Source organism: Marinospirillum minutulum DSM 6287 (assembly GCF_000422325.1).
Classification (GTDB): Bacteria; Pseudomonadota; Gammaproteobacteria; order Pseudomonadales; family Halomonadaceae; genus Marinospirillum; species Marinospirillum minutulum.
This window is the reverse complement of sequence record NZ_AULO01000013.1, coordinates 136914-161286: the sequence shown is the minus strand read 5'-3', so window position 1 is coordinate 161286 and position 24373 is coordinate 136914. Positions and strand designations below refer to the sequence as shown.

At 45.0% G+C, this 24373-nt stretch carries 21 protein-coding genes and 1 rRNA gene; 7 read left to right on the top strand and 15 right to left on the bottom strand.

What is annotated here, in order from left to right:
- The first annotated feature begins 226 nt into the window (after positions 1-226).
- Positions 227-342: ribosomal RNA gene (rrf, locus tag H571_RS0108585) — 5S ribosomal RNA — on the top strand.
- Positions 343-692: 350 nt separating this feature from the next.
- Here the strand turns inward: rrf and paaE are convergent.
- The 13 genes from paaE to paaF all read right to left on the bottom strand — a co-directional run bounded on the left by paaE (position 693) and on the right by paaF (position 13311).
- Positions 693-1769, bottom strand: coding sequence for a 1,2-phenylacetyl-CoA epoxidase subunit PaaE (paaE, locus tag H571_RS0108580; RefSeq protein WP_027848942.1), 1077 nt, complete (start codon positions 1767-1769; stop codon positions 693-695).
- 16 nt (positions 1770-1785) lie between these two features.
- On the bottom strand, positions 1786-2364 hold the full coding sequence (gene paaD, locus H571_RS0108575; RefSeq protein ID WP_036217960.1) for a 1,2-phenylacetyl-CoA epoxidase subunit PaaD: 579 nt from the start codon (positions 2362-2364) through the stop codon (positions 1786-1788).
- Positions 2348-3124 carry a 1,2-phenylacetyl-CoA epoxidase subunit PaaC gene (paaC, locus tag H571_RS0108570; protein WP_036217959.1) on the bottom strand — a complete coding sequence of 259 codons (777 nt, stop codon included), beginning with the start codon at positions 3122-3124 and terminating at the stop codon, positions 2348-2350. Before paaC ends, paaD begins: the two co-directional genes overlap by 17 nt.
- Positions 3125-3134: 10 nt before the next feature.
- Positions 3135-3419, bottom strand: coding sequence for a 1,2-phenylacetyl-CoA epoxidase subunit PaaB (gene paaB, locus H571_RS0108565; protein ID WP_036217957.1), 285 nt, complete (start codon positions 3417-3419; stop codon positions 3135-3137).
- Between the two features lie 17 nt (positions 3420-3436).
- Positions 3437-4432 carry a 1,2-phenylacetyl-CoA epoxidase subunit PaaA gene (gene paaA / locus H571_RS0108560; protein ID WP_027848938.1) on the bottom strand — a complete coding sequence of 332 codons (996 nt, stop codon included), beginning with the start codon at positions 4430-4432 and terminating at the stop codon, positions 3437-3439.
- 263 nt (positions 4433-4695) lie between these two features.
- Positions 4696-5742 carry a 2Fe-2S iron-sulfur cluster-binding protein gene (locus H571_RS0108555; RefSeq protein WP_027848937.1) on the bottom strand — a complete coding sequence of 349 codons (1047 nt, stop codon included), beginning with the start codon at positions 5740-5742 and terminating at the stop codon, positions 4696-4698.
- A 102-nt stretch (positions 5743-5844) separates the two neighbouring features.
- Positions 5845-6870, bottom strand: coding sequence for a hypothetical protein (locus H571_RS0108550; protein WP_027848936.1), 1026 nt, complete (start codon positions 6868-6870; stop codon positions 5845-5847).
- A 195-nt stretch (positions 6871-7065) separates the two neighbouring features.
- Positions 7066-8376 (bottom strand): phenylacetate--CoA ligase PaaK, encoded by a 1311-nt coding sequence (paaK, locus tag H571_RS0108545; RefSeq protein WP_027848935.1) that lies wholly within the window; start codon positions 8374-8376, stop codon positions 7066-7068.
- A 79-nt stretch (positions 8377-8455) separates the two neighbouring features.
- The gene (pcaF, locus tag H571_RS0108540; protein ID WP_027848934.1) at positions 8456-9691 is read right to left on the bottom strand and encodes a 3-oxoadipyl-CoA thiolase; all 1236 of its coding nucleotides are present in this window, start codon (positions 9689-9691) and stop codon (positions 8456-8458) included.
- A 2-nt stretch (positions 9692-9693) separates the two neighbouring features.
- The gene (gene paaI, locus H571_RS0108535; protein WP_027848933.1) at positions 9694-10134 is read right to left on the bottom strand and encodes a hydroxyphenylacetyl-CoA thioesterase PaaI; all 441 of its coding nucleotides are present in this window, start codon (positions 10132-10134) and stop codon (positions 9694-9696) included.
- A 41-nt stretch (positions 10135-10175) separates the two neighbouring features.
- Positions 10176-11696 (bottom strand): 3-hydroxyacyl-CoA dehydrogenase PaaH, encoded by a 1521-nt coding sequence (paaH, locus tag H571_RS0108530; RefSeq protein WP_027848932.1) that lies wholly within the window; start codon positions 11694-11696, stop codon positions 10176-10178.
- Positions 11697-11714: 18 nt separating this feature from the next.
- Positions 11715-12506, bottom strand: a complete 792-nt coding sequence (paaG, locus tag H571_RS0108525) for a 2-(1,2-epoxy-1,2-dihydrophenyl)acetyl-CoA isomerase PaaG (protein ID WP_027848931.1) — start codon at positions 12504-12506, stop codon at positions 11715-11717.
- Between the two features lie 31 nt (positions 12507-12537).
- On the bottom strand, positions 12538-13311 hold the full coding sequence (gene paaF, locus H571_RS0108520) for a 2,3-dehydroadipyl-CoA hydratase PaaF (RefSeq protein WP_027848930.1): 774 nt from the start codon (positions 13309-13311) through the stop codon (positions 12538-12540).
- Positions 13312-13745: 434 nt separating this feature from the next.
- Here paaF and paaN point away from each other — a divergent pair, with 434 nt between their 5' ends.
- The 3 genes from paaN (at position 13746) to H571_RS0108505 (ending at position 16942) form a co-directional block, all read left to right on the top strand.
- Positions 13746-15416 carry a phenylacetic acid degradation protein PaaN gene (gene paaN, locus H571_RS0108515; RefSeq protein WP_027848929.1) on the top strand — a complete coding sequence of 557 codons (1671 nt, stop codon included), beginning with the start codon at positions 13746-13748 and terminating at the stop codon, positions 15414-15416.
- 136 nt (positions 15417-15552) lie between these two features.
- The gene (gene paaY, locus H571_RS0108510; protein ID WP_027848928.1) at positions 15553-16143 is read left to right on the top strand and encodes a phenylacetic acid degradation protein PaaY; all 591 of its coding nucleotides are present in this window, start codon (positions 15553-15555) and stop codon (positions 16141-16143) included.
- A gap of 13 nt (positions 16144-16156) precedes the next feature.
- Positions 16157-16942 (top strand): enoyl-CoA hydratase-related protein, encoded by a 786-nt coding sequence (locus tag H571_RS0108505; protein ID WP_027848927.1) that lies wholly within the window; start codon positions 16157-16159, stop codon positions 16940-16942.
- Between the two features lie 3 nt (positions 16943-16945).
- Here the strand turns inward: H571_RS0108505 and H571_RS0108500 are convergent, their stop codons facing one another.
- The gene (locus H571_RS0108500) at positions 16946-17689 is read right to left on the bottom strand and encodes a UDP-2,3-diacylglucosamine diphosphatase (RefSeq protein ID WP_027848926.1); all 744 of its coding nucleotides are present in this window, start codon (positions 17687-17689) and stop codon (positions 16946-16948) included.
- 6 nt (positions 17690-17695) lie between these two features.
- Entirely contained in the window at positions 17696-18214 is a 519-nt protein-coding gene (locus H571_RS0108495; RefSeq protein ID WP_027848925.1) for a peptidylprolyl isomerase, read from the bottom strand.
- Positions 18215-19359: 1145 nt separating this feature from the next.
- Here H571_RS0108495 and ltrA point away from each other — a divergent pair.
- From ltrA to cysS, 3 genes are all read left to right on the top strand, one after another.
- Positions 19360-21135, top strand: a complete 1776-nt coding sequence (ltrA, locus tag H571_RS14750) for a group II intron reverse transcriptase/maturase (RefSeq protein ID WP_051168248.1) — start codon at positions 19360-19362, stop codon at positions 21133-21135.
- A gap of 128 nt (positions 21136-21263) precedes the next feature.
- Positions 21264-22949 (top strand): glutamine--tRNA ligase/YqeY domain fusion protein, encoded by a 1686-nt coding sequence (locus tag H571_RS0108480; protein WP_027848924.1) that lies wholly within the window; start codon positions 21264-21266, stop codon positions 22947-22949.
- Between the two features lies 1 nt (position 22950).
- Positions 22951-24372: a cysteine--tRNA ligase gene (cysS, locus tag H571_RS0108475; RefSeq protein ID WP_027848923.1), complete on the top strand. Its 1422-nt coding sequence runs from the start codon at positions 22951-22953 to the stop codon at positions 24370-24372.
- Position 24373 lies beyond the last annotated feature (1 nt).

Genomic DNA, 24373 nt, shown 5'->3' with positions numbered 1-24373 from the left:
CCAAGTGGTTTTATGTGCGGTAACACAGCAACGAAAAAAACCGGATACGACGGTTAATGCACAGAATCAAGGCTGCTTAAACTAAGCAATCAATAGACACCCAGACAAAACACTTTTAAAACACTTGATCTTAAAAAGATCAAAACGAATGTTTGCCCCTTTTTGGATAAAAGCCCAGTAACAACGCAAATAAGCGTTAAAGAAAAGCTTTTAACCGCCAGTTAAGCCTGACGACCATAGCAAGTGGGAACCACCTGATACCTTGCCGAACTCAGAAGTGAAACCGCTCAGCGCCGATGATAGTGTGGGGTCTCCCCATGTGAAAGTAGGTCATCGTCAGGCACTTATAAAACAATCTCCCTGATCTAAGATCAGGGAGATTTTTTATTAGTTATAGATAAAGTTACTTGAACAGACCCATGTGACTCTTGTGTCTGGAACACAAGAGAATGCCCAAAGGGCAGCCCGTAGGGTGAGCACCAGGGAAGGTGCGAATAAAGTAGGTCATCGTCAGGCATTTATTACTAAACCCTCAGCCTATAGGCTGAGGGTTTTTTTATGCAAAAAAATTAAAGCCTAGATTTAATACCTAATGTTATTAGGCAAGATGAACAGTTTTATAGGTATTTAGAAAAGGAAAAAAATCCCCGCACTAGGCGGGGATAAACAAGGGAAAAAAATTAACTATTAGTTTACTGGTCGTAGTCTAAAACAACTTTATCGCTAACCGGGTAGCACTGACAAGATAGTACATAACCAGCTTCAAGCTCGTAGTCTTCAAGTGCGTAGTTAGAGTCCATGTCTACCTCACCCTCAACAACTTTGGCTCGGCAGGTAGAGCAAACACCTGCTTTACAAGAGTAAGGTAGGTCTGCGCCTATTTCGTTCCCTGCATCAAGTATGCTTTTAGTGTTACGAACCAGTTCAAATGCAAGTGAACGGCCTTCTGATATGACAGTAACTTCACTAACCAGCTTGTTATCAACTTTTGTTTCTGGTCTGTCTTGACGTGCTACAGAAGCACCACCTGCTGGCGTGAAAAGCTCATAGTGAATCTTAGACTTATCTAGGCCATGACTTTGCAGAGAATCACGTACAGTTTCAGTCATTTGTAGTGGACCACAAATAAATGCAGCAGTTAAATCAGCTGGTTTAACCCACTGCTCAAACAAGGCATCACATTTTTCGCTATCAATAATTCCGTTATACAGTTCTATATCTTGTTGCTCACGATTAAAAATAAATACTAAGTTTAAGCGCTGCATGTATTTATTTTTAAGATCGGATAGCTGTTCACGGAACATGGTGGAACTGGTTGAATAATTACCATAAAAGAGTGTGAATTTACTTTTAGGTTCTTGTTCTAAGGTGGTTTTAATAATTGAAAGAATAGGTGTTATACCACTACCTGCCGCAATAGCTAAATAATTACCTTCTTGCTTTGGGTCTAGCTGGGTAAAAAACTTACCTTGTGGTGGCATTACATCAATTACTTGACCCGCTTTAAGCTGCTCATTAGCAAAAGTTGAAAAAACCCCACCTGGTACTTTCTTTATAGCAACACGTAACTCACCGTCATTAACGCCTGTGCAAACAGAGTAAGAACGACGAACATCTTCCCCATCAATTAGCGTTCTTAGGGTTAGGTACTGCCCTTGTATAAAACGATAAGCATCTTTCAAGTTTTCTGGCAATTCAAATGCAAGCGATACTGCATCACGTGTTTCTGGTCTGACTTCTTTAATCGTCAGTGAATGGAATTGGCTCATAATAATCTCAATTTTGTTATATGCACTTGAAGTAATCGAAGGGTTCTAAACAGTCGGTGCAGCGATACAGCGCCTTACAGGCAGTAGAGCCAAACTCACTTACTTGTTCAGTATGATTGCTACCACAATGGGGGCAAGTAACTTGCTGATCATGCCCTAGTAGTGTCATCTTACTGACACTACCCTGAGGTGGCGCTATACCAAACTGACGAAGTTTTTCTCTACCTTCAGGAGTAATCCAATCTGTAGTCCAAGCAGGTGTTAGCACCCGCTTGATTTGTGGATCACGAATACCGCCTTGCATTAAGGCTGCTGCAATTAACTCTTCAATTAAATCAGTAGCAGGACAGCCAGAGTAGGTGGGTGTAACATCTACCACCAGCTGCTGGCCTTGCCAACTTAATTTTCTTATAACCCCTAGCTCTACAACACTTACAGCCGGTACTTCAGGGTCTTTCACTTCTTGCAATAATTGCCAAATTTGATCTTCACTTAAAGGCTTCCCGCACGCATTGGCTGGAACTAGATCACTGGCAATCATTGGGTTTTCAAGTGGAGCCGCTACCGGCTTAGATGTTTTACCAGGTTTTAGCATCCGGATAAGCTCTCTGTAAGAACTGCATTTCAGCTAGAATTAAGCCTAAGTGCTCTGTATGGATACCTTTTTTACTACCTAGGTGCATCCAAGCATTGTCATCTTGTAGGCTAAGCGTGGCTTCAGTTAATACTTCTTTAACCATGCCTTTCCAGTCTGCAGCTAGTTGTTCTGGATTAGGTGCTAAACCTTGTGCTGCTAGGTCTAGTTCAACCTGATCGTGTGTAATTAGCTCACCTGTAAAGCGCCAAAGGCTTTCTACCGCTTCTTCCATACGCTGATGGCTTTCTTCTGTGCCATCACCTAGGCGTTTAACCCAAGCAGAAGAGCGGCGTAGGTGATAAGTCACTTCTTTCAAAGCTTTAGCAGCTATGCCTGCAATACGCTCATCAGGCGCATTCACTAAAGATTGCAAAGTGAAGTAGTGCCATACATCAAAATAAAACTGGCGAACCATGGTTACAGCATAATCACCGTTAGGCTGTTCAGTTAATAACAGGTTGCGGTAATCGTGTGCATCACGACGAAAAGCTAGGGTATCTGCATCACGCTTTGCTTCATCTAAATCGGCTGCGTACTCATACCAGTTACGTGCTTGGCCAACTAGGTCTAGTGCGACATTCATTAGTGCCATTTCTTCTTCTACTGCGGGTGCTTTACCACAGAGTTCACAAAGGCGCTGACTAATAATTAGGTTTGAATCTGCAAGTCTTAGCAGGTATTCCTGCAAAGTCTGTTGTTGCGTTAGTGCTTGTGTCATAGGGTCCCCCTTACATCTGACCAACTTCGTCGGGCAGTTCATAGAAAGAAGCATGACGATAAACTTTGTCTTGCGATGGATCGAATAAAGGCTCTTTCTCATCAGGAGTAGAAGCAGTGATGTTGTTGGATGGAACAACCCAAATGCTTACACCTTCATTACGACGAGTATAAAGTTCACGTGCGTTTTCCATTGCCATTTCTTTATCCGCAGCGTGAACACTGCCAACGTGGCGATGGTTTAGACCGTGCTTACTGCGTACAAATACTTCGTAGAGTGGCCATTCTTCAGACATTTTTATTCTCCTAATAATTAAGCGGCGTCGCGCTGTTTTTGTTTTTGTTTCTCGGCATAGGCTTTAGCGGCCTGACGTACCCAAGTACCTTCATCAATTGCTTTTTTACGTGTTGCAATCCGTTCACGGTTACAAGGACCATTGCCTTTTAGTACTTCGTAAAATTCATTCCAATCAATTTCACCAAAGTCATAGTGGCCACGTTCTTCATTCCACTTAAGGTCTGGATCGGGTGCTGTACAGCCAAGGAATTCAAGCTGAGGAACGGTTTGGTCAATAAACATTTGGCGCAACTCATCATTACTCTTACGCTTAATTTTCCAAGCCATAGACTGTTGTGAGTTAGGTGAGTGTTCGTCTGAAGGACCAAACATCATTAGTGCAGGCCACCAAAGGCGGTTAATAGAATCTTGAACCATAGCCTTTTGTTCTTCAGTTCCTTCACGCATCATATCGAGAAGAATTTGATAGCCTTGGCGTTGGTGGAAGCTTTCTTCTTTACAAATACGCACCATAGCGCGTGAATAAGGGCCGTAAGAAGTACGCTGTAGAACAACCTGGTTTACGATAGCAGCGCCATCTACTAACCAGCCAACTGCACCCATATCGGACCAGTTTAGCGTTGGGTAGTTAAAAATACTGGAATACTTAGCTTTACCCTGGTGAAGCTTTTCAATTTCTTCATCGCGGCTGGCACCTAAGGTTTCCATAGCGCTGTACAGATAAAGACCATGACCGGCTTCATCTTGAATTTTTGCCATTAGCTGTAGCTTACGCTTTAGCGTTGGCGCACGCGTTACCCAGTTGCCTTCAGGTAACATGCCGACTACTTCAGAGTGAGCGTGCTGAGAAATTTGGCGAACCAAGGTTTTGCGATAAGCATCGGGCATCCAGTTTTTTGGCTCGATCTTAATTTCTGCATCAATCTTTTCTTGAAAGGCGCGTTCTTCAGGTGACATTTCTTCTAATGTCTTAACGCGTTTTACTCCAGTCTCAACGAGTTGTGCGTACATATAAGTGCCTCCAATGGGTCTTTATTGTTCTTTATCTATTGTTACCTTATGTAACCTAGATGATCTGGCTAAGAAGCTAGTGTTATTTTTATATGATACCTAAACTAATATCAAGTATTGATTTTGTGTATCGTGTTATTTTTTGACTATTTGTGCGTTAAAAGCCACTAAAAAAACTAAGCGATACACTGAATTTCTTGCAAAGTAAAATTCAGTGTATCGCTTTTTTAGAAGGTTAAATTCAAGTGTGTAAGCGGTATTAGCTAGCTAACCAGATGGCTTTTAGGTGCGATGGTTGGTTGGGCTTGATCAAAATACCCTTCAGTAAAAATACGCTCTTCTGGTGCGCCTAATTTTTTTACTGCTTCAATGCAGGCATCTACAAAACCTGGGCTTCCGGCAATAAAAATACTGTGCTCTGATAAATCTTTAAAAGTTTTTGGTAAAACATCAGGAAGTAAGCCGTTTAGGTAGTTAGGGTTGCTTTCATGGGTTAGGGTTGGTTTGTAGTTAAAGTTGCGGTGTTTTGCTTCCCAATAGCTCATTAAGCCTTTTTCGTATAAGTCTGCTTCTGTTCTTGCCGAAAGCATAAGGGTTACTGGCTTACGAAAATCACGCCTAAGTGCCGCTTCTGTCAGTGATAACAAAGGAGCAAGCCCAGAACCTGCAGCCAAGCAAAGTACGGGAGTATCTGTTGCTGGGTCTCCAATAAAGGTACCGTAAGGGCCATTTATTTTTAACATATCGCCCACTGCTAGTTCTTGGTGTACCCAGCTACTTGTTTTTCCATCCGGTACTTGAGTAATCTGTAGTAGCAGCTCACCATCTTGTCTTGGTGCATTAGCAATGGAGTAGCAGCGCTCAGGTGCTGTGTTAGGGTTGTCACCAAGGGTTATGTATTGCCCAGGCCAATAGCGCATTGCCTTGCCGATAGGGCGCATTCTTAATTGTTTAATTTTGGGTGTGCACTGGGTAATTTCAGTAATAATGTAACGCTGGTTTTCTTTGGGTGGAAAAAGCTTGGGTCTAGCGTCTTCTGTTCCCCATTCTATTACCAATTCTTCTGTTAAAGGTTTAGCCATACACATAAGCCCATAACCCTGCTTACGGTCATCTTGGCTAAGTGCCATGTCTAGTACCATGCCTTGATCAAACTGCCCGGAAACAACTTTTACTTTGCATTCACCACAGGCACCTGCACGGCAGTTGTTGGGTAGAGCATGACCTTTTTTTTCTAGTGCTGCTAAGACTGTATCACCGGGTGCACATTCAACTTCGCGTCCCGAGGGATGGAGGACAATTTTTTGCATACCTGCCTCTTATTTGAGGTTGTTTTTATAGTTAAAAAAGGGTGTGAGTTTAAAGCCACAACAGCTAGTTAGGGCTGTTGTGGCTTAGATGGATGGACTAAATTAGAAGACAGGAATAATTTCTGCCATATCTATATCAGTCACTTCTTGACCATCAATGCCCACTTCTGGAATGGCAGGGAAAGGGATATTGTAACGATCGAGTACGCCTTTTAAATTCAACATAGCATTGCGCCAGTTTTCTTTTTTAGCTTCATAGCTAGGTACACCAAAACCCGCATTACGTGCTATTTCTTCAGCCTCACGCTGGTTGCTAATAAAGTCGTCGGGTAGATCCCAGAACTCCATGGGTGGTTCAAACAAAACTGCTGATAGGAATAAATAACCAGCACGAATTTGCTTGGTTACTAGCGCACGTTCGTCGTCTTGCATGCCTGGGTAGTCACGCTCCATGAGTGCCATACAAATTGCCATGTGACGCCCTTCATCACGACCTATGTTTTTGAAGGCTTCTTTGAAAACTAACTCGCGGCTATTTTCGTGCATTTGTTTAAATATAGTGGCAGCAGCAATTTCACCCATTAAAAAAGAACTGAAAAGCACACCTAGGGAGTATTTAGGTACGGCTTTTTTGTAGCCATTCCAATAGCGACCACCATTGTAATAAAGCCATTTGGCATTTTTTTGAAGGCGTTTACCCAATTCAGTTTTAGGTTCGTAGGTTAAAGGGTCTGGGTGTTCTAAAAACTTAGTGATAGCAAGGCCACACATTTGTTCGTGGTTTTGCTCATCTCGGGTTACTGAAAAAAAGCAGCGGCGCACTGCATCTTCTTCATGCATTTCGTAGGTTTTAATAAAAGCTTCAGCAAATACTGGAGGTGCAGAAGCATCGAACACGGATAAGAGAGTCCACCAGTAGGCTATAGATTCACGCTCTTCCCAAGAGTAGGAGTCGACATCGAGTGTATCCCAAGGTAGGTGTTTAGGATCCCAGTTTTCGCGTTGTGCTGCATCCCAGACTTCTTCCATCTTTTCTGTTTGTGAATGCCAAGATAAGGGATAGATATTGGGCTGTTCTGTAGCAGGTGGGAATTCCATTGATTTAGCAAGCTGTTCATTTTTAGCCATTGTTTGCGACCTTTTGATTTTGTTTTTGTTGTTGGGTAATGACTTGCAAGTCGACTATAGTTATAAGTGATACATAAATCTTATTCAAGATCACTTATTGTGTGTCGCATTATCTCTTGACATAAATCAAAATAAAGCTGGATTTTAGGCATAAAAAACCCCACATGAAGTGGGGTTAGGAAAGGGTTTTTAATGTTATTTGCGCTTGTCAAATACTCGCGTTGCCTTGCCTTCAGAACGTGGCAGTAGGCCAGAATTGCAAACCTTAACACGGGTACTAATACCCACAACTGATTTAATATGATGCTGTAACTCCTTAGCAATTCTTTGGCAGGTTTCAGCATCAGATGCGTTAGCATCAGGTTTAAGCTCTACACGTATATCAACACAGTCTAAATTACCATCACGGTACACCACTATTTCATAATGGGGTGCTAGCGCTGCAATTTTTAAAATTTGCTCTTCTATCTGCGTTGGGAAGACGTTTACGCCACGAATAATTAACATGTCATCGCTGCGGCCGGTTATTTTGTCAATGCGGCGCATAGGGCGTGCTGTGCCAGGCAATAAACGTGTTAGGTCACGGGTACGGTAGCGAATAATGGGTAAAGCTTCTTTAGTAAGTGAAGTGAATACTAGCTCACCATACTCACCATCGGGTAATACTTCACCAGTATTGGGATCAATAATTTCTGGATAAAAATGGTCTTCCCAAATAGTAGGGCCATCTCTAGTTTCAGCACACTCCATACCTACACCTGGCCCCATAACTTCAGACAAACCATAAATATCTAATGCTTGAATACCAAGACGCTGTTCTAGCTCGGTACGCATGCTGTCTGTCCAAGGCTCTGCACCAAAGATACCTATACGCAGTGGTAGCTTGTGGGGGTCTATGCCTTGACGATCAAATTCATCAGCAATGTTTAGCATGTAAGAAGGCGTTACCATAATGATGTCAGGACCAAAATCATTAATCAGCTGAACCTGCTTTTCCGTTTGGCCACCCGACATAGGAATAACCGTACAGCCTAAGCGTTCAGCACCATAGTGAGCACCTAAACCACCCGTAAACAAACCGTAGCCGTAAGCAACGTGAACCTTGTCGCCAGCATGGCCGCCAGCAGCACGAATAGAGCGAGCGACTACATCGGCCCAAGTATTAATGTCGTTTTGCGTGTAACCAACAACAGTAGGTTGACCCGTTGTACCACTGGATGCATGAATACGAACGATATCTCGCATGGGTGTGGCAAACATGCCGTAGGGGTAGTTGTCACGTAGGTCAGCCTTGGTAGTAAAACCAACCTTAGACAAGTCTTCTAAACAGTTAATATCTAAAGGATGAATGCCTTTATCGGTAAAGGCTTTGCGATAAAAAGGAACGTTAGTATAGGCATGATTTAAGCTCCAGCGTAGGCGCTGTAGCTGGGTGTTTCTTAGCTCATCTAAACTGGCTGTTTCTAGTGGGTCTAAGGTGCCTAATTTTTGTAGGGGTAGGGTCATTTTTATTTCCTGATTTTTGTTGTTGGGCAGCTATTAACTGCCCTTAGCTCAAATTTTATTTTTATTTAATTAAGTGGGTTTAAACCCGCTCAATTATTAGTGCAATACCTTGACCAACACCAATACACATAGTGCAGAGGGCATAGCGACTAGATTTGCCTTCAGAGTGAAGTTTCTCAAGCTCATGTAGTGCTGTGGTAATTAAACGTGCCCCACTCATACCTAGTGGGTGACCTAGAGAAATTGCACCACCATTAGGGTTAACCTGAGGTGCATCATCAGGTAAGCCTAAATCACGCATTACCGCCAGTGCTTGTGCAGCAAAGGCTTCGTTTAGCTCAATAACGTCCATATCTTCAAGTTTTAAACCGGCAACTTCTAGCACTTTGCGGGTAGCAGGCGCTGGCCCAAACCCCATAATGCGTGGTTCGACACCAGCCGTTGCCATAGCAATAACTTTGGCACGAGGCTTTAAGCCAAACTGCTGAATGCCTTCAGAGCTGGCCATTAACAAAGCACAAGCACCATCGTTTACACCCGAAGCATTGCCTGGGGTAACGCTACCGCCTTCTCTAAAAGGTGTCGGTAGTTTAGCCAGGGCTTCTAGCGTAGTAGGGCGAGGGTGTTCATCGGTATCAACAACCAAGGCTTCTTGCTTGCGGCGTGGAACCAGAACAGGGGTGATTTCTTGCGCTAAACGGCCATTAGCTTGAGCTGCAGCAGTGCGTTCTTGACTGCGTAGCGCAAAGGCATCTTGGTCAGCACGAGAAATATTAAAATCTTCAGCCACGTTTTCTGCCGTTTCAGGCATGGAATCAACGCCATACTGCTTTTTCATTAAAGGGTTAATGAAACGCCAGCCAATGGTGGTATCAAACATTTCTGCTTGGCGGCTGAAGGCTGAATCTGCTTTACCCATTACAAAGGGTGCGCGTGACATAGATTCAACGCCACCGGCAATCATTAATTTGGCTTCGCCGGTGCGCAAGGCACGGGCTGCTGTACCGACGGCATCCATACCTGAGCCACACAGGCGGTTAATGGTGCCGCCAGGTACGTCTATGGGTAGGCCAGCTAAAAGTGCTGACATGCGAGCGACATCACGGTTGTCTTCACCAGCTTGGTTGGCGCAGCCATAAAGCACGTCATCAACCTTGCTCCAGTCTAAGTCTGGGTGACGTTCCATCAGGGCTTTCATAGGAATTGCACCTAGGTCATCGGCTCTGACCGAAGATAAAGCGCCGCCATAACGACCAACTGGGGTTCTTATCGCATCTATAATGTAAGCATCTTGTAATAAATTCGTTTGAGTCATTGTTATTCCTCTAGGCGGCGAACGCTACCGCGAACTTGATAGGATTTACCACGGAAGTAGGCAACCACCTGATCAGCTTGGTTAGTGATGGTGATGTCGTAGATACCGGTACGATTACCACGGGTAAGCTCTACGGCTGTGGCAGTTAATAAGTCACCTTCTTTGGCTGGTGAAACGTATTCAATGTTGCAGCCAGAACCCACTGTTGCCTTGTCGTAGGTGTTGCAGGAAAAAGCAAAAGCAGAGTCAGCCAGAGTAAAAAGATATCCACCATGGCAAGCGCCATGGCCTTGAATCATTCGGTTATCAACAGTCATGGTTAGCACTGCACGACCGGGTGCTACCGAGGCAATTTTCATACCTAGCTGTTGGCTAGCCTGATCGCGTGAAAACATGGCTTCAGCACAGGCTTCTGCTAATTGTTGCGGTGTTAAATCTGTCATAACGCTTCTCTTTTATTATTAGGTATTTTTATTGTTAGGTATTAAGCAGAAAAACTTTGTCCGTTAAAGGCATTACGGCGCAGTAATAACGAGGGACGGTAACGGTCTTCGCCATAACTAGCTTGTAAGTTAGTAAGCACTTGCCAAATAACGCCTTGGCCAAGACTGTCACTCCAGCTCAGTGGGCCTTGTGGGTAATTCACACCAGCACACATGGCAAGATCAACATCGGCGGCACTGGCAACACCTTGCAATACGGCATCGGCCGCTTCGTTAGCCAACATAGCCAAAGTACGCATCACCACTAGGCCGGGGGAATCGCTCAGTAAGCTAACGGCTAGTCCTGCTTTTTGTAAAAGCGCAGTGGCATCGTCGAGTGCTTGTGTAGAAGTTTGCGTTGCAGCTGTAATAGCCAAGCGGCTAGCCTGTTGGTAGTCCTTAGCTAAATCAAAAAGGATTAAGTCTTGTAAGCCATCAGTAACCACTCGCTCACTTGCCATACGGCCATCAGTTAAGGCTAGAGTTGCTTCACCAAAACGAATGACACCCGCACCGGCACGTTCAATTACGTTTAAGCCAGTTTGTTTAAAGTGTTCAACTAAACCACTGGCAGCACCCAGTTCACCTTCAATAATGACTGGTTGCTCAGTAATACTTTGTTTGGCTTGGGTTGCTGCTTCAGGGCGCTTGGCACCCTCAGCATAAGAATAAAAACCTTGGCCAGTTTTACGACCTAAGCGGCCAGCTTCTACTAAGGCTTTTTGAATAAGCGAAGGCTGAAAACGGAAATCACCGTAATAGGCAGAGAAAACCGACTCAGTCACGGCATAGTTAACGTCGTGGCCGATTAAGTCCATTAATTCAAAAGGACCCATACGGAAACCGCCTGCTTCACGCAATAAGGCATCTAGTGTGGCTGGGTCTGCCGCTTGCTCTTGCATTAAGCGTAGGCTTTCAGCATAGAAAGGACGCGCAACACGGTTAACAATAAAGCCCGGTGTAGACGTTGCAAAAACTGGCTTTTTGCCCCAAGCAGCAGCCGTGGCATGAACCACTTCAGCAAGCTTTTTGTCGGTTGCCAAGCCAAGAATGACTTCAACCAAAGCCATTAAGGGCGCAGGATTGAAAAAGTGCATACCTAATAAACGCTCTGGACGTTTTAGCTGAGCACCTAAAGAAGTAACAGATATAGAAGAAGTGTTGGTTGCTAGAATAACTTCTTCACTACAAATATTTTCAAGCTTGGCAAATAGCTGGCGCTTAATGTCTAGGTTTTCAATAATGGCTTCAATAACTAGGCCAGCGTCAGCAAGTTCTTCTAAGCTATCCACAGGCTGAATACGGCTTAGCAGGGCATCTAAATCGGCCTGCTGCATCTTGCCGCTATCAACACGTTTTTGCAGAACCTTAGCAATACCGGCTTTGCCTTTTTCAGCTGCACCGGCTTGTTGGTCTTGTAGATAAACAGTGTGTCCTGCTTGAGCTGCAACTTGGGCGATACCAGAACCCATAGCACCTGCACCAATGACGGCAATTTTTACAGAAAGTTTTAAAGCCTGCATACTTTTGTCCTTTAACACTTAGTGCCCCTTAAAACTGGGTTGGCGTTTTTCCATAAAAGCAGCCACGCCTTCACGGTAATCTTCAGTACGACCTGCTAAACGCTGTAAGTCACGTTCTAGGTCTAGCTGCTCATCAAAGGTGTTGTTGGTGCTGGCATTCATTGCGCGTTTAATTAAAGCTAAGCCTTTGGTGGGCTGAGTTGCTAAATGACGAGCTAGTTTCATGGTTTCTTCCATTAACTTTTCGTCATCTACACACTGCCAAATCATGCCCCAGCTTTCTGCTTGTTCAGCAGGAATTTTGTCACCTAATAAAGCCATACCTTTAGCACGCGCCATACCGGCTAAACGAGGAAGTGTCCAAGTGCCGCCAGAATCAGGAATAAGACCAATTTTACAGAAGGCTTGAATAAAGCTAGCAGAGCGGGCAGCAAGTGTAATATCACAAGCCAAAGCTATGTTGGCACCTGCACCAGCTGCTACACCATTGACTGCACAAATAACCGGTAGTGGTAGGTCGCGTAAAGTGCGTAGCATGGGGTTGTAGCGTTTTTCAATCGACTCACCTAAATCGGGTGCTTCGCTAGTAGCCGCTACATTGCGATCACCTAAATCTTGTCCGGCACAAAAGCCACGACCAGCGCCCGTAATAACTAGTGCACGCACACTGGCATCTTTACGAACTTGATTTAAGGCATCACGCATTTGCTGATGCATTTCAGCGTTAAAACTATTGAGGTTTGCTGGACGGTTAAGGGTTAAGAGTGCAACCCCTTCGTTAATTTCGAGAAGAATGCTTGGCTCAGACATAACTAAGTCCTGTAAGTAGAGGGTTAATAGGCTAACAACCCGTAAATTTAGGCCGACGTTTTTCTTGGAAAGCTTGCAAGCCTTCAGCACGATCAGCAGTACCTGCTAACACTGTAAAGGCATGGCGTTCGAATCTAAGACCCGTTGCCAAGTCAGTATCGCTTGCTTTATGAATGGCTTCTTTAGTTAGGCGAACAGCAAGGGGCGCTTTGCTGGCAATGGTTTCAGCAATTTGAATAGCACGCTCAACGGTTAGTTCTGTTGGGCAAATCTCACTGATTAAGCCTGCTTGTAAAGCACGTTGGGCAGAAATTTGTTCACCCGTTAAGGCTAGGTGCATGGCTAGGGCAGAACCAACAGCACGGGTTAAACGCTGTGTACCACCAGCACCAGGCATAATGCCTAGGTTAATTTCTGGTTGACCAAAGCGAGCATTTTCGCCTGCTATAAGAATGTCTGCGTGCATGGCAAGTTCACAGCCGCCACCCAAGGCAAAACCATTGATTGCAGCAATAATGGGTTTGGGAAAGCGTGCTAGGCGCTGCCAGTGAGCAACACGCGGGTCTTCAAGTATTCCAACCAGATCACGTGCTGCCATTTCATTGATGTCTGCACCAGCAGCAAAAGCACGTTCACTACCCGTAATAACAACGGCACGAGTAGCGGTGTCTGCTTCTGCAGTATCTAGCGCGGCGGATAATTCACCTAAGAGGGCAGTATTTAAAGCATTGAGAGCAGCAGGGCGGTTAAGTGTTATTAACAACACACCCTTATCTGGCCCTTGGATAATTAGATTATCAGGCATAAGCAACCCATGAATTGTTTATTATATATTTGACTGCTTAGGTTGTGCCGATCAGCGAGTGACCTAAATAGCAGTTACATCTTTTTGTCTTGTATTCTTGTGGCTAAGTTAGCTCGATGCATTGCTGAAATTAGTATATCCAAAAAATGACACTGATCAAGAACTTAATTCTTGTTTTGTGTATCGCTTTTAGGTGTTTTTTAGGGTTTCTTATAGTTAACTATTTGATTTTTAATATAAAATCTGTATTTTTTATTGTTGTTTAATTTGTTTTTGAGCAGTTTTTTTGCGGGTTATTAGTATAAATAAAGCTGATTGCTTTGCTTTGCTAGGTGGATGTGATACAAAAAGCGCGTCTTGTTTTAAATTGTTGTTGCTATGTTGGCACGCTGGATGAATGTTTTTTTATACTATTATTTCTTAGGAGACCTACCATGTCAGCAGTAACGCCTGCCACCCTGTTTGAACGTCATGAAACACTATTAAATCGTGCAGTAGAAGCCATTCATACCCGTGAATACTGGTCGCCCTACTCGGAAAACTTAAAGAAGTATCCAGAAGAGCTAGTTAAATCTGCGCCAGAAGACTTCAAGGCTTTGTGTAACCAGCACTTTGAGCTAGAAGGCCCAGCAAGCGTTAAAAAAATTACCGGTGAGCGTTCACCCTATGGATTAGATTTAGGCACTAGCTACGATCAGCCCGATATGGATCAGCTAGTTGACACCCTACATGCACTGATACCTCAGTGGCGTGATGTTGGCCCTAAAGGCCGTGTCGGTGTGTGTATGGAGATTCTCCAGCGCCTAAATGCTATGAGTCCTTTAATGGGCCATGCGGTCATGCACACCAGTGGTCAGGGTTTTATGATGGCCTTCCAAGCGGGTGCACCTCATGCCCAAGACCGTGCTTTAGAAGCGGTAGTTTATGGTTGGGATGCAATGAATGCTGTTCCGGCTTCTGCACGTTGGAACAAGCCACAAGGTAAGATGGATCCATTGGTGATGGATAAAAAATTCACCATCGTACCCCGTGGTGTTGCCATGGTTATTGGTTGCTCTACCTTCCCCACTTGGAACACCTACCCAGGTTTGTTTGCCAGCCTAGTTACCGGTAACCCCGTAATCGTTAAGCCCCACCCCGCAGCTATTTTGCCTGCTGCTTTAACTGTAAAAGTAGCCCAAGAAGTATTAAAAGAAGTAGGCCTAGACCCACAGATAGTTAGCTTGGCTGTTGACACGCTAGAAGAGCCAGTTGCTAAGGTTTTAGCCATGAACCCTAAAGTAAAAGTCATTGATTACACAGGTTCTAGCGTTTTTGGTAACTGGTTAGAGCAGAATGCACTGCACGCTAAAGTCTTTACCGAAAAAGCCGGTGTTAACTCGATTATTGTTGATAGCGTTAGCGACTTAAAAGCCGTGACTCGCAACCTAGCTTTCACGCTAAGTCTTTATTCCGGTCAAATGTGTACCACAACTCAGGCTATCTATGTTCCCAAAGGTGGAATTGATACACCCGAAGGTAAAGTAAGCTTTGATGAGTTTGCACAAGCCTTGGCAACAGCAACTAGCAAATTCTTAGGCGATAACGACCGTGCTTGCATGGTATTAGGTGCTATCCAGTCTGAAGCAACGGCTAAGCGTATTGATGAGTGTCGTAGCTTGGGTGAAATAGTGCTAGATAGCGAAAGCCGTACTCATGCACAATTTCCAGAAGCTCGTATACGCACACCGCTTATTCTGAAAGTAGATGGTAAAGATCAAGCTACCTATTCAGAAGAGCGCTTTGGTCCTATCTCTTTCCTAATTGCAACAGAAGACACTGCGGATTCTATGCGTTTAGCTAAAGCAGTACTTGAAGAGCAGGGTGCTATTACTCTAGGTGTTTACTCAACCTCTGAAGCTGTTTTAGAGCAAGCTGAAGAACTAGCAATGGATGTTAAAGTTGCGCTTTCTTGCAACCTAGATGGCGGCGTATTTGTTAACCAATCTGCTGCTTTCAGTGACTTCCACGCTACCGGTGGTAATCCTGCCGCTAATGCTTGTTTAAGTGATGCTGCCTTCCTAGTGAACCGCTTTGTTGTTGTACAAAGTCGTCGTCACGTCTAACTAGCCTTAGGTTAGTTGTCTTTGCTTTACTGTGACCTAAGCGTCAGTTTTATCGCTGACGCTTAGGTGCAGCTTAAGTTAGTCTGCTCTGTTAAGCAGCTTAGCTTAAACCAGTAAACTTCAAGGAAAATAAAAAATGCCCTGTTATAAAATTGAAGGTGTTGCCCCCGTTGTTCATCCAACCGCCTATGTTCACCCTACCGCAGTATTAATTGGTGATGTGCATATTGGCCCTAATTGTTATGTAGGCCCTACCGCTTGTTTACGCGGTGACTTTGGGCGAATAATTCTTAAAGAAGGCGCTAACGTACAAGATACCTGTGTAATGCATGCTTTTCCTGGCCTAGACGCAGTGGTCGAAAAAGACGGCCATATAGGTCACGGCGCTATTTTACATGGTTGCATAGTAGGTGAAGACTCACTGGTTGGTATGAATGCCGTGGTAATGGATGGCGCAAAAATCGCACCTCGCTCCATTGTTGCTGCTACCGCCTTTGTTAAAGCAGGTTTTACTTGTGAACCCGAATCATTAATTCTTGGTTCGCCCGCCAAAGTACACCGCAAATTAAGTGCTGAAGAAATTGCTTGGAAGCAAGAAGGTACAGGTGAATACCAGCGTTTAACAAGGCGTTGCCTAGCCACTTTAGAAGAGTGCGAACCTTTAACAGAAGTTGAACCAAATCGCCCTCAAGTAGATGCCGGTACCACCCAGCCCAAACAAAAGTAATGAGAATTAACCCATGGCTTATGAAAATATTTTAGTTGAAAAAAAAGGCGCAGTGGGTGTTATTACCCTGAATCGTCCTAAGGTTTATAACGCTTTATCTATGGCATTAATTGCAGAAATAGGTCAAGCAGTTAAAAGCTTTGAACAGGATGCAGAAATTGGCTGTTTATTAATTCAAGGCAGTGAAAAAGTGTTTGCCGCTGGCGCTGATATTTCTGAAATGGCTAATAAAGATTTTCCAGAGCTATTTGCCATGAACTTCCCTTATGTAGAAGGTGATGGTTGGCAGGTTTTGGAATCAAGACGTAAGCCTATGATAGCTGCTGTTTCAGGTATGGCTTTAGGCGGTGGTTGTGAGTTGGCTATGGCTTGTGATTTTATTCTAGCCAGTGATACCGCACGTTTTGGTCAGCCAGAAATTAAGCTAGCCACCATGCCAGGTGCAGGTGGTACGCAGCGTTTAACCCGTGCTATAGGCAAGGCTAAAGCCATGGAAATGTGCTTAACCGGTCGAATGATGGATGCTGAAGAAGCAGAAAGGAGTGGTTTGGTTAGTCGTATTTTGCCCGTTACAGAACTATTTAACGAAGCCTTAGCAACGGCTGAAGCCATCGCTGCTCAATCACGCCCTGTCACCTTATTAATACGTGATGCGGTAGATCAAGCCTACGAAACAACACTAGCCGCTGGTATGCGTTTTGAACGCCATGCTTTTCAAAGTAGTTTTGCTTTTGCAGACCGTAGCGAAGGTATGCAGGCTTTTGTTGAAAAGCGAGCACCGCATTTTAAGAATCGTTAAAAACTAAGAGTTATTAAAATTAAAAGAGCTAAGCTGGATATCCTCTTCTGTTAGGGTGATTTTCCAGCCCTCTTGGTCACTCCAATCGCCTAACACATAACGCTTAGCTGGCAACTTCTTATTATTCAATTCTATTTCTAAATCATGCACTGCTGGCCGGTGGGTATGACCATGAATAAGGCAGGTGGTTTGGTGTTTTTCCATTAACCTAACCACTTCTTGCTGAGTTACATCAACAATATAGCTGGCTTTTTTACTGGTTGATGATTTGCTTACTTGGCGTGCTTTATTGGCAATTTTTAGCCGTAACCTTAAAGGAAGATGCAACAAAAGGTATTTAATTAAGGGGTTGTGCAAAACACGCCGCATTCTTTGGTAACTAATATCTTGGGTACAAAGTAAATCACCGTGCATTAGCAAAATAGACTGGCCAAAGGGTGCAATAATGCTAGGGTCTTTTAGCAGAGTGCAGCCTGCTTGCTTGCAAAAACTCTCACCTAAAGCAAAGTCACGATTGCCGTGCATAATAAAAACGTAAGTACCGCTTTCAGCTAGCTCCTTAAGTGCTTGAGCTACACCTCTATGGAAGTCTGTCATAGCATCATCACCCACCCAGAGATTAAAAATATCCCCCAAGAGGTAAAGTGCTTTAGCTTGAGTGGCTTCAGTTTTTAAAAAATGCAAAAAAGCCCGGGTTAAAGCCGGGCGATTTTCTTGCAAATGCATATCTGAAACCAATAGCAGCATCTAAACTTATTCCGCTTCCACGAGCACTGCTGTTTCGATGACCACATTTTCAACGGGCACATCTTGGTGACCTTGTTTATTACCGGTTGCCACGCCTTTAATTTTTTCAACCACATCCATGCCTTCAACTACCGCACCAAATACAGCATAGCCCCAACCTTGAGTATTTTTACCTGAGTGGTTTAAAAAGTCGTTGTCCTTTACGTTAATAAAAAACTGCGCACTGGCTGAGTGAGGATCCATAGTACGCGCCATAGCAACACTGCCATTAACATTGCTTAGGCCGTTATCTGCTTCATTTTCTACTGGAGCTTGGGTTGGCTTTTGGTTGAAATCAGTATCAAAACCACCCCCCTGAACCATGAAGTTACTGATTACACGGTGAAAAATAGTGCCATTATAATGACCACTTTCTACATAACTAATAAAGTTAGCCACAGTCTTAGGGGCTTTTTCAGCATTCAATTCTAAAACAATATCGCCGAAATTAGTGGTCAGGCGAACCTGTGGATTGCTGTCAGACATAGTAAACTCCGTTAATTCAAAGGTGCACGCCTGTATAGGGCGGCTTGCATCCGCTATAATACTTTTCTTTAGTGCGACACGTCACGTTACGTGTCAACTGTTTGAAACCAAGTCAGTCCTTGTAAATCAAGGACTTAAAAACACCGCGAACAACGGTGCTGGGTCAAACAGCGGCGGGGAGCCGCAGTTCGATTCACGATAGGTTGTGTCAGATTTACTCTGATAATGACCCTTGGTGCTGTCCTGTTACAGCATCCTAACCTTAAAAATCGTGGAGACTTTAGACTTTTTTGTCATAAGTAACTCCTTTTTCATACCCGCAGGGTTGCATACCCTGCTGGGTATGCCATTCTCGGATGAGAAAGCAGTTCAACTGCTGTTTCTTGCCCGACGCGGAGCGCAAGCTCTGTTCCCTAATGCTTGGCCTTTCTCACAAGGAGAGGTATCAAGCCGTGTGTGTATCCACACGTTCACTAGGTCGACATGCAGCAGGGGCTAACCCGGTTGTGTGAAGCTCGACTGACAATGTTCTTCCCTTTATGGGTGCTGCTGATGGTAACACAGGCAGTATTGGGGGCAAATTGCCTGCTTTCAGAAGAGCTAGTGACTGAAACCCTATGGCTAACGCAAGTAAACTATCGTCAGAACCACCGTAAGTATTGACGGGCCTACGGCAATTATTGGCCTCAGCCAAAACAGGCAAAGCAGTGGGTTATCGTTGTTGAAGAAGACGATACGATACTACAAACGCTGTCGGTGGACAGGTAGAGCCTAAGGGGTGGAGTGGTGGGGTTCAGGGAACGTGGCAATCCCGATCACTGGCCTGAAATGCAGCTTACGCTGTGTGAAAGGCAGGCAACCCGCAAGGGGCGCTGATCAGTGTGGGGAATAGGAGGGTGCAAGAAGCAAAGGGCTGGCTGTAATGGCTGGCATATCGGTTGCAACATTACCGACGCAGGAAACTGCGGCTGACGTGCACTTGGTCTAGTACTGCGACGACACTGCTGATTTCAGCAGCCAGGGAGGCCACGGATAGAAGGTGGTCTTTCAAAATATACCAGCCCATAGGGGACGCTACTCGCCCCTATGGGTCGAGAACCATCCTCTTTTTGTGCTTGGTATTTACCCAGCTAACGGAGGACGGTATGAATACGGAATCTTTGATTTCGTCTGCGGCTCCGAACTGCGGAGCCACACACTGGCACGGTATTGACTGGGCTAGTGCAAGCCGAGCGGTTAGAAAAACGCAGTTGCGAATCGCAGAGGCAGCTAAAGCAGGTCGTTGGCGGCAAGTTAAACGCCTACAGCGCCTGCTTACCCACTCGTTTTATGGTCGTTGTCTGGCTGTAAAACGCGTAACCGAGAACCGGGGTCGCAAGACTCCGGGAATCGACGGTGAAACCTGGGGAACACCCAAGGCAAAATGGCACGCCATAAAACGCTTGTCGAAAATCAGGGGGTATCGACCCAAACCGCTTAGGCGCGTCTGGATACCGAAACCCGGCAAAAAGGAAAAACGCCCTTTGGGGATTCCGGTCATGCTTGATCGGGCAATGCAGGCACTCTTGCTGCTATCTCTGGAGCCAGTGGTAGAAACCACCAGTGATCCCAAGTCGTATGGTTTTCGACCGGATCGCTCAACTGCCGACGCAATGGTAGAACTCTTCCATTTGTTGGCTCCCAAGGTGGCTCCCGTCTGGATACTGGAGGGAGACATCAAGGGGTTTTTCGACAACATCAACCATGACTGGTTAAGCAGCCATGTTCCCATGAACAAGGAACTGCTCAGGAAGTGGTTGAAGGCTGGGGTCATTGACCGATCTCAGTACAGGGCAACCCATGCCGGGACGCCGCAGGGTGGAATCATCTCACCCTGTCTGGCAAACGCCACACTCAATGGTCTGGAAACTGGATTGCAGCATTATCTGGTGGAACGTCTGGGAGTGACAGGAGCCAAAAGGTCAAAAGTGAAAGTGGTGCGTTATGCCGATGACTTTGTAGTGCTGGCTGACTCGAAAGAGCTGCTGGAAGAGGTCGTCAAACCTTGGATTGAAGCCTTCCTCGCAGTCAGAGGAGTGGAATTATCTCAGGAAAAAACGCATATTACCGCAATCACCGATGGCTTTGACTTTCTGGGCTGGAATTTCAGAAAGTACGTGCCGAAGTCGCCTTACAGGCAAGCAAAACTGCTGATCAAACCCTCGAAGAAGAATGCGCAAGCCTTCTATCGGAAAGTGGCAAACATCATCAAAAACAGTGGAGCGATGACCCAAGAGGCACTGATTGCACAGCTCAACCCGGTACTCAAGGGCTGGTCACAGTACCATGCTCCTGTTGTGGCCAAGGAAACCTTCAGTAAGCTGGATCATTTGATTTTCTGGCGGATCAGAAGGTGGATCAAACGCAGGCACCCGAGAAAATCCGAAAAATGGATTAAGAAGAAATACTTCCATTCCATTAACGGCAATAATTGGGTGTTTGCTAAACCCTTTAGAAGCAGTGAGGGGGAGGTGTTTTACCAGCAGCTGTATCAGCTGGCAAGCACTCCCATCGTGCGCCACAAGCGTTTACCAACGGGGTATCACCCGTATGACGCGGCGCAGGAGGAGAAGTGGGAAGCCTTGAGGACTCAGCGAATGCAGCACAAGCTGAAATATCAAAAGGAACTGGTGTCGCTGTATCGCAGGCAAATGGGCAAGTGCGCCTACTGCGGACAGCCCATCACCAAGGAAACGGGCTGGCATGATCATCACGTCATTCGACGTGTAGACGGCGGCTCTAACACCTTGAAAAACAGGGCACTGCTTCACCCAAACTGTCATTCGCTGGTACACTCTCGCGGAATGAACCAGGTAATACTAAAATGGATGGATATTGCCACACAATTGAAGTCCAAAGCCAAAGCGGCCGGTCAGGGTTAAACCTGACTTAACTAGACTTGAGCCGTGTGCGAGGAAACCCGCAAGCACGGTTCTTAGGGGGGGATGGATCAGTAATGATCTGTCCCTACCCGCCGGTATTTTCACCAACCTGTTATAGAGCGAGCCTTATGAGTCAGCCCGAAATTATTGCTGCAACCAACTTTATTCGCAACATGATTATTCAGCAGCGTGAGGCGGGTCAACAGCAAAAAGTTATTACCCGCTTCCCACCAGAACCCAATGGTTTTCTACATATCGGCCATGCTAAAAGCATTTGTTTAAACTTTGGCATAGCAAAAGAGTTTGGTGGTGATTGCCATTTGCGTTTTGATGACACCAACCCAGAAAAAGAAAGCCAAGAATTTATTGATGCCATTAAAGAAGACGTTAATTGGCTGGGTTTTCAATGGACAGGTGAGGTGCGCTTTGCTTCCGACTACTTTGAGCAGCTTTATGACTGGGCAGTGCATTTAATAACTACTGGCAAAGCCTATGTTTGCGAACTTAACGCAGAACAAATGCGTGAATACCGTGGCACCTTAACTGAGCCAGGCACTAACAGCCCTTTTCGTGAACGCAGTATTGAAGAAAACCTAGCTGAGTTTAATAAAATGCGTGCCGGAGATTACCCAGACGGTGCCAAGGTGTTACGTGCCAAAATTGATATGGCCTCACCTAACATTAATTTGCGTGATCCCATTCTTTACCGCATACGTCATCAAGAACACCACCAAACGGGTAATAAATGGTGCATCTACCCTAGCTATGACTTTACGCATGGCCAGTCAGATGCACTAGAAGGCATTACCCATTCCCTTTGCACCTTGGAATTTGAAGACCACCGCCCTTTATATGAATGGTTTTTAGATAATCTACCTGTGCCTTGCAAGCCAGTACAAACAGAATTTGCACGCCTTAATATAAACTATACGGTGACTTCTAAGCGTAAGTTAAAGCTCTTGGTTGATGAAGGCGTAGTGAATGGCTGGGATGACCCACGTATGCCTACCATTTCAGGTTTACGCCGTCGAGGTTACACGCCCAAGTCTTTGCGTGACTTCTGCGACATGATCGGCGTTAACCGAGCCGGTGGTGTGGTAGATATAGGCATGTTGCACTTTGCCCTGCGTAGTGATTTAGAACATACAGCTAAACGCGCTATGGTAGTGCTTAACCCCATTAAAGTGGTTATCACTAACTGGGAAGAAGGCCGAGAAGAACTACTAACGTCACCTAGCCACCCAGCCAGAGAAGAGTTTGGCCAGCGCACCTTGCCTTTTACTAAAGAGCTCTACATAGATAGCGATGACTTTATGGAAGAACCACCTAAAAAATTCTTCCGCCTAGCGCCGGGCCAAGAAGTGCGCTTGCGTAATGCTTGGGTTATTCGTTGTGATGAAGTGATTAAAGACGAGCAAGGTAAAATACTTGAATTACGTTGTAGCTACGACCCAGAGACTTTAGGCAAAAACCCAGAAGGCCGTAAAGTGAAGGGAGTTATTCATTGGGTAAGCGCAACGCATGGCCTTCCAGCTGAAGTACGTTTATATGACAATTTATTCCAAGTTGAATCGCCTGACTCAGATAAAGATGTCGATTTCCTAGAGCATTTAAGCTCAGACTCACTCAGTGTTGTTGAAGCCATTTGTGAGCCTAGCCTAGCAACAGCACAAGCAGAAGATCGCTTCCAGTTTGAGCGAGTCGGTTATTTCTGTGCTGATCGTTACGACCACCAGCAGGGCACTAAGCTGGTATTTAATCGTACAGTCAGCCTTAAAGATTCTTGGGCCAAAATACAGAAAAAACAGGGTTGAAATGAATAGCTTACCGCAACTTAAAATTTACAATACCTTAACGCGCAAGAAAGAAGTTTTTACGCCAATAGAAGCTGGTAAAGTTAAAATGTACGTGTGCGGCATTACCGTTTATGACCTTTGTCACCTAGGTCATGCGCGAGTCATGGTCGCTTTTGACATGATTACCCGCTACCTGCGCACCCGTGGTTATGAAGTAAATTATGTGCGTAACATTACCGATATAGATGACAAAATTCTTAAACGCGCTGATGAAAACCAAGAAACCATTGGTGAGCTGACCGAGCGCATGATTAAAGCCATGCACGAAGATGAAGCTAGGTTAGGTGTAGTGCGCCCAGATAGCGAACCGCGTGCTACGGCTTATATCACTGAAATTATTAACCTAATTCAAACGCTAGAAGAAAAAGGCTATGCCTATGCCGCTAGTAATGGTGATGTTTATTACCGGGTACGCAAGTTTGAAAATTACGGCCAGCTAACCAACCGCAAACTGGATGAATTGCAATCGGGCGCAAGGGTTGAGGTGGATAGCTTTAAAGAAGACCCACTTGATTTTGTACTTTGGAAAGCCGCCAAACCCACTGAAGTTAGTTGGTCTTCACCTTGGGGCGAAGGTCGGCCCGGTTGGCATATAGAGTGTTCGGCTATGTCGACCTGCTGCTTGGGTAATACCTTTGATATTCATGGCGGCGGCCCAGATTTACCCTTTCCACACCACGAAAATGAAATAGCCCAAAGCGAAGCAGCAACAGGCCAGAAGTACGTGAACACTTGGATGCATGCAGGCGCAGTACGTGTGGATCAAGAAAAAATGTCTAAGTCCTTAGATAACTTTTTTACCATTCGCGATGTGCTAGAAAAACACGATGCCGAAGTGATTCGTTATTTGTTACTCGCCAGCCATTACCGTTCAGCTATTAATTATGCTGAAAGCGCTTTGCATGATGCCCGTAAAAACCTAGAGCGTTTTTACACAGCTTTACAAAAGGTTAAGCCAGTGGAAGATGCCGCACTAGTAGCTAGTGCTGGTGAATGGCGCAGCCAGTTCTTTGCTGCTATGGATGATGACTTTAATACCCCAGAAGCCTTTGCTGTTTTATTTGATTTAGCGCGTAGCTTAAACCGTGCAGGCGAACAAGATGATCAACCCTTGGCCGAAGCTTTAGCTTTTGAATTGCGTGATTTAGGTGGAATTTTGGGAATGCTACAGCAAAACGCTGATGATTTTCTGAAAGGAAAAGCACTCAGCACAAAGCACAGTATTAACCCAGATGTGATAGAAACCCTAATAGAAAAGCGCCTAATGGCCAAGCAAGATAGAAACTTTGCAGAAGCTGATCGTATTAGAGAAGAGTTAGAAGCTCAGGGTATTCTGCTAAAAGATACCAAAGATGGTACTAGCTGGACTAAAGCTAGCTAGG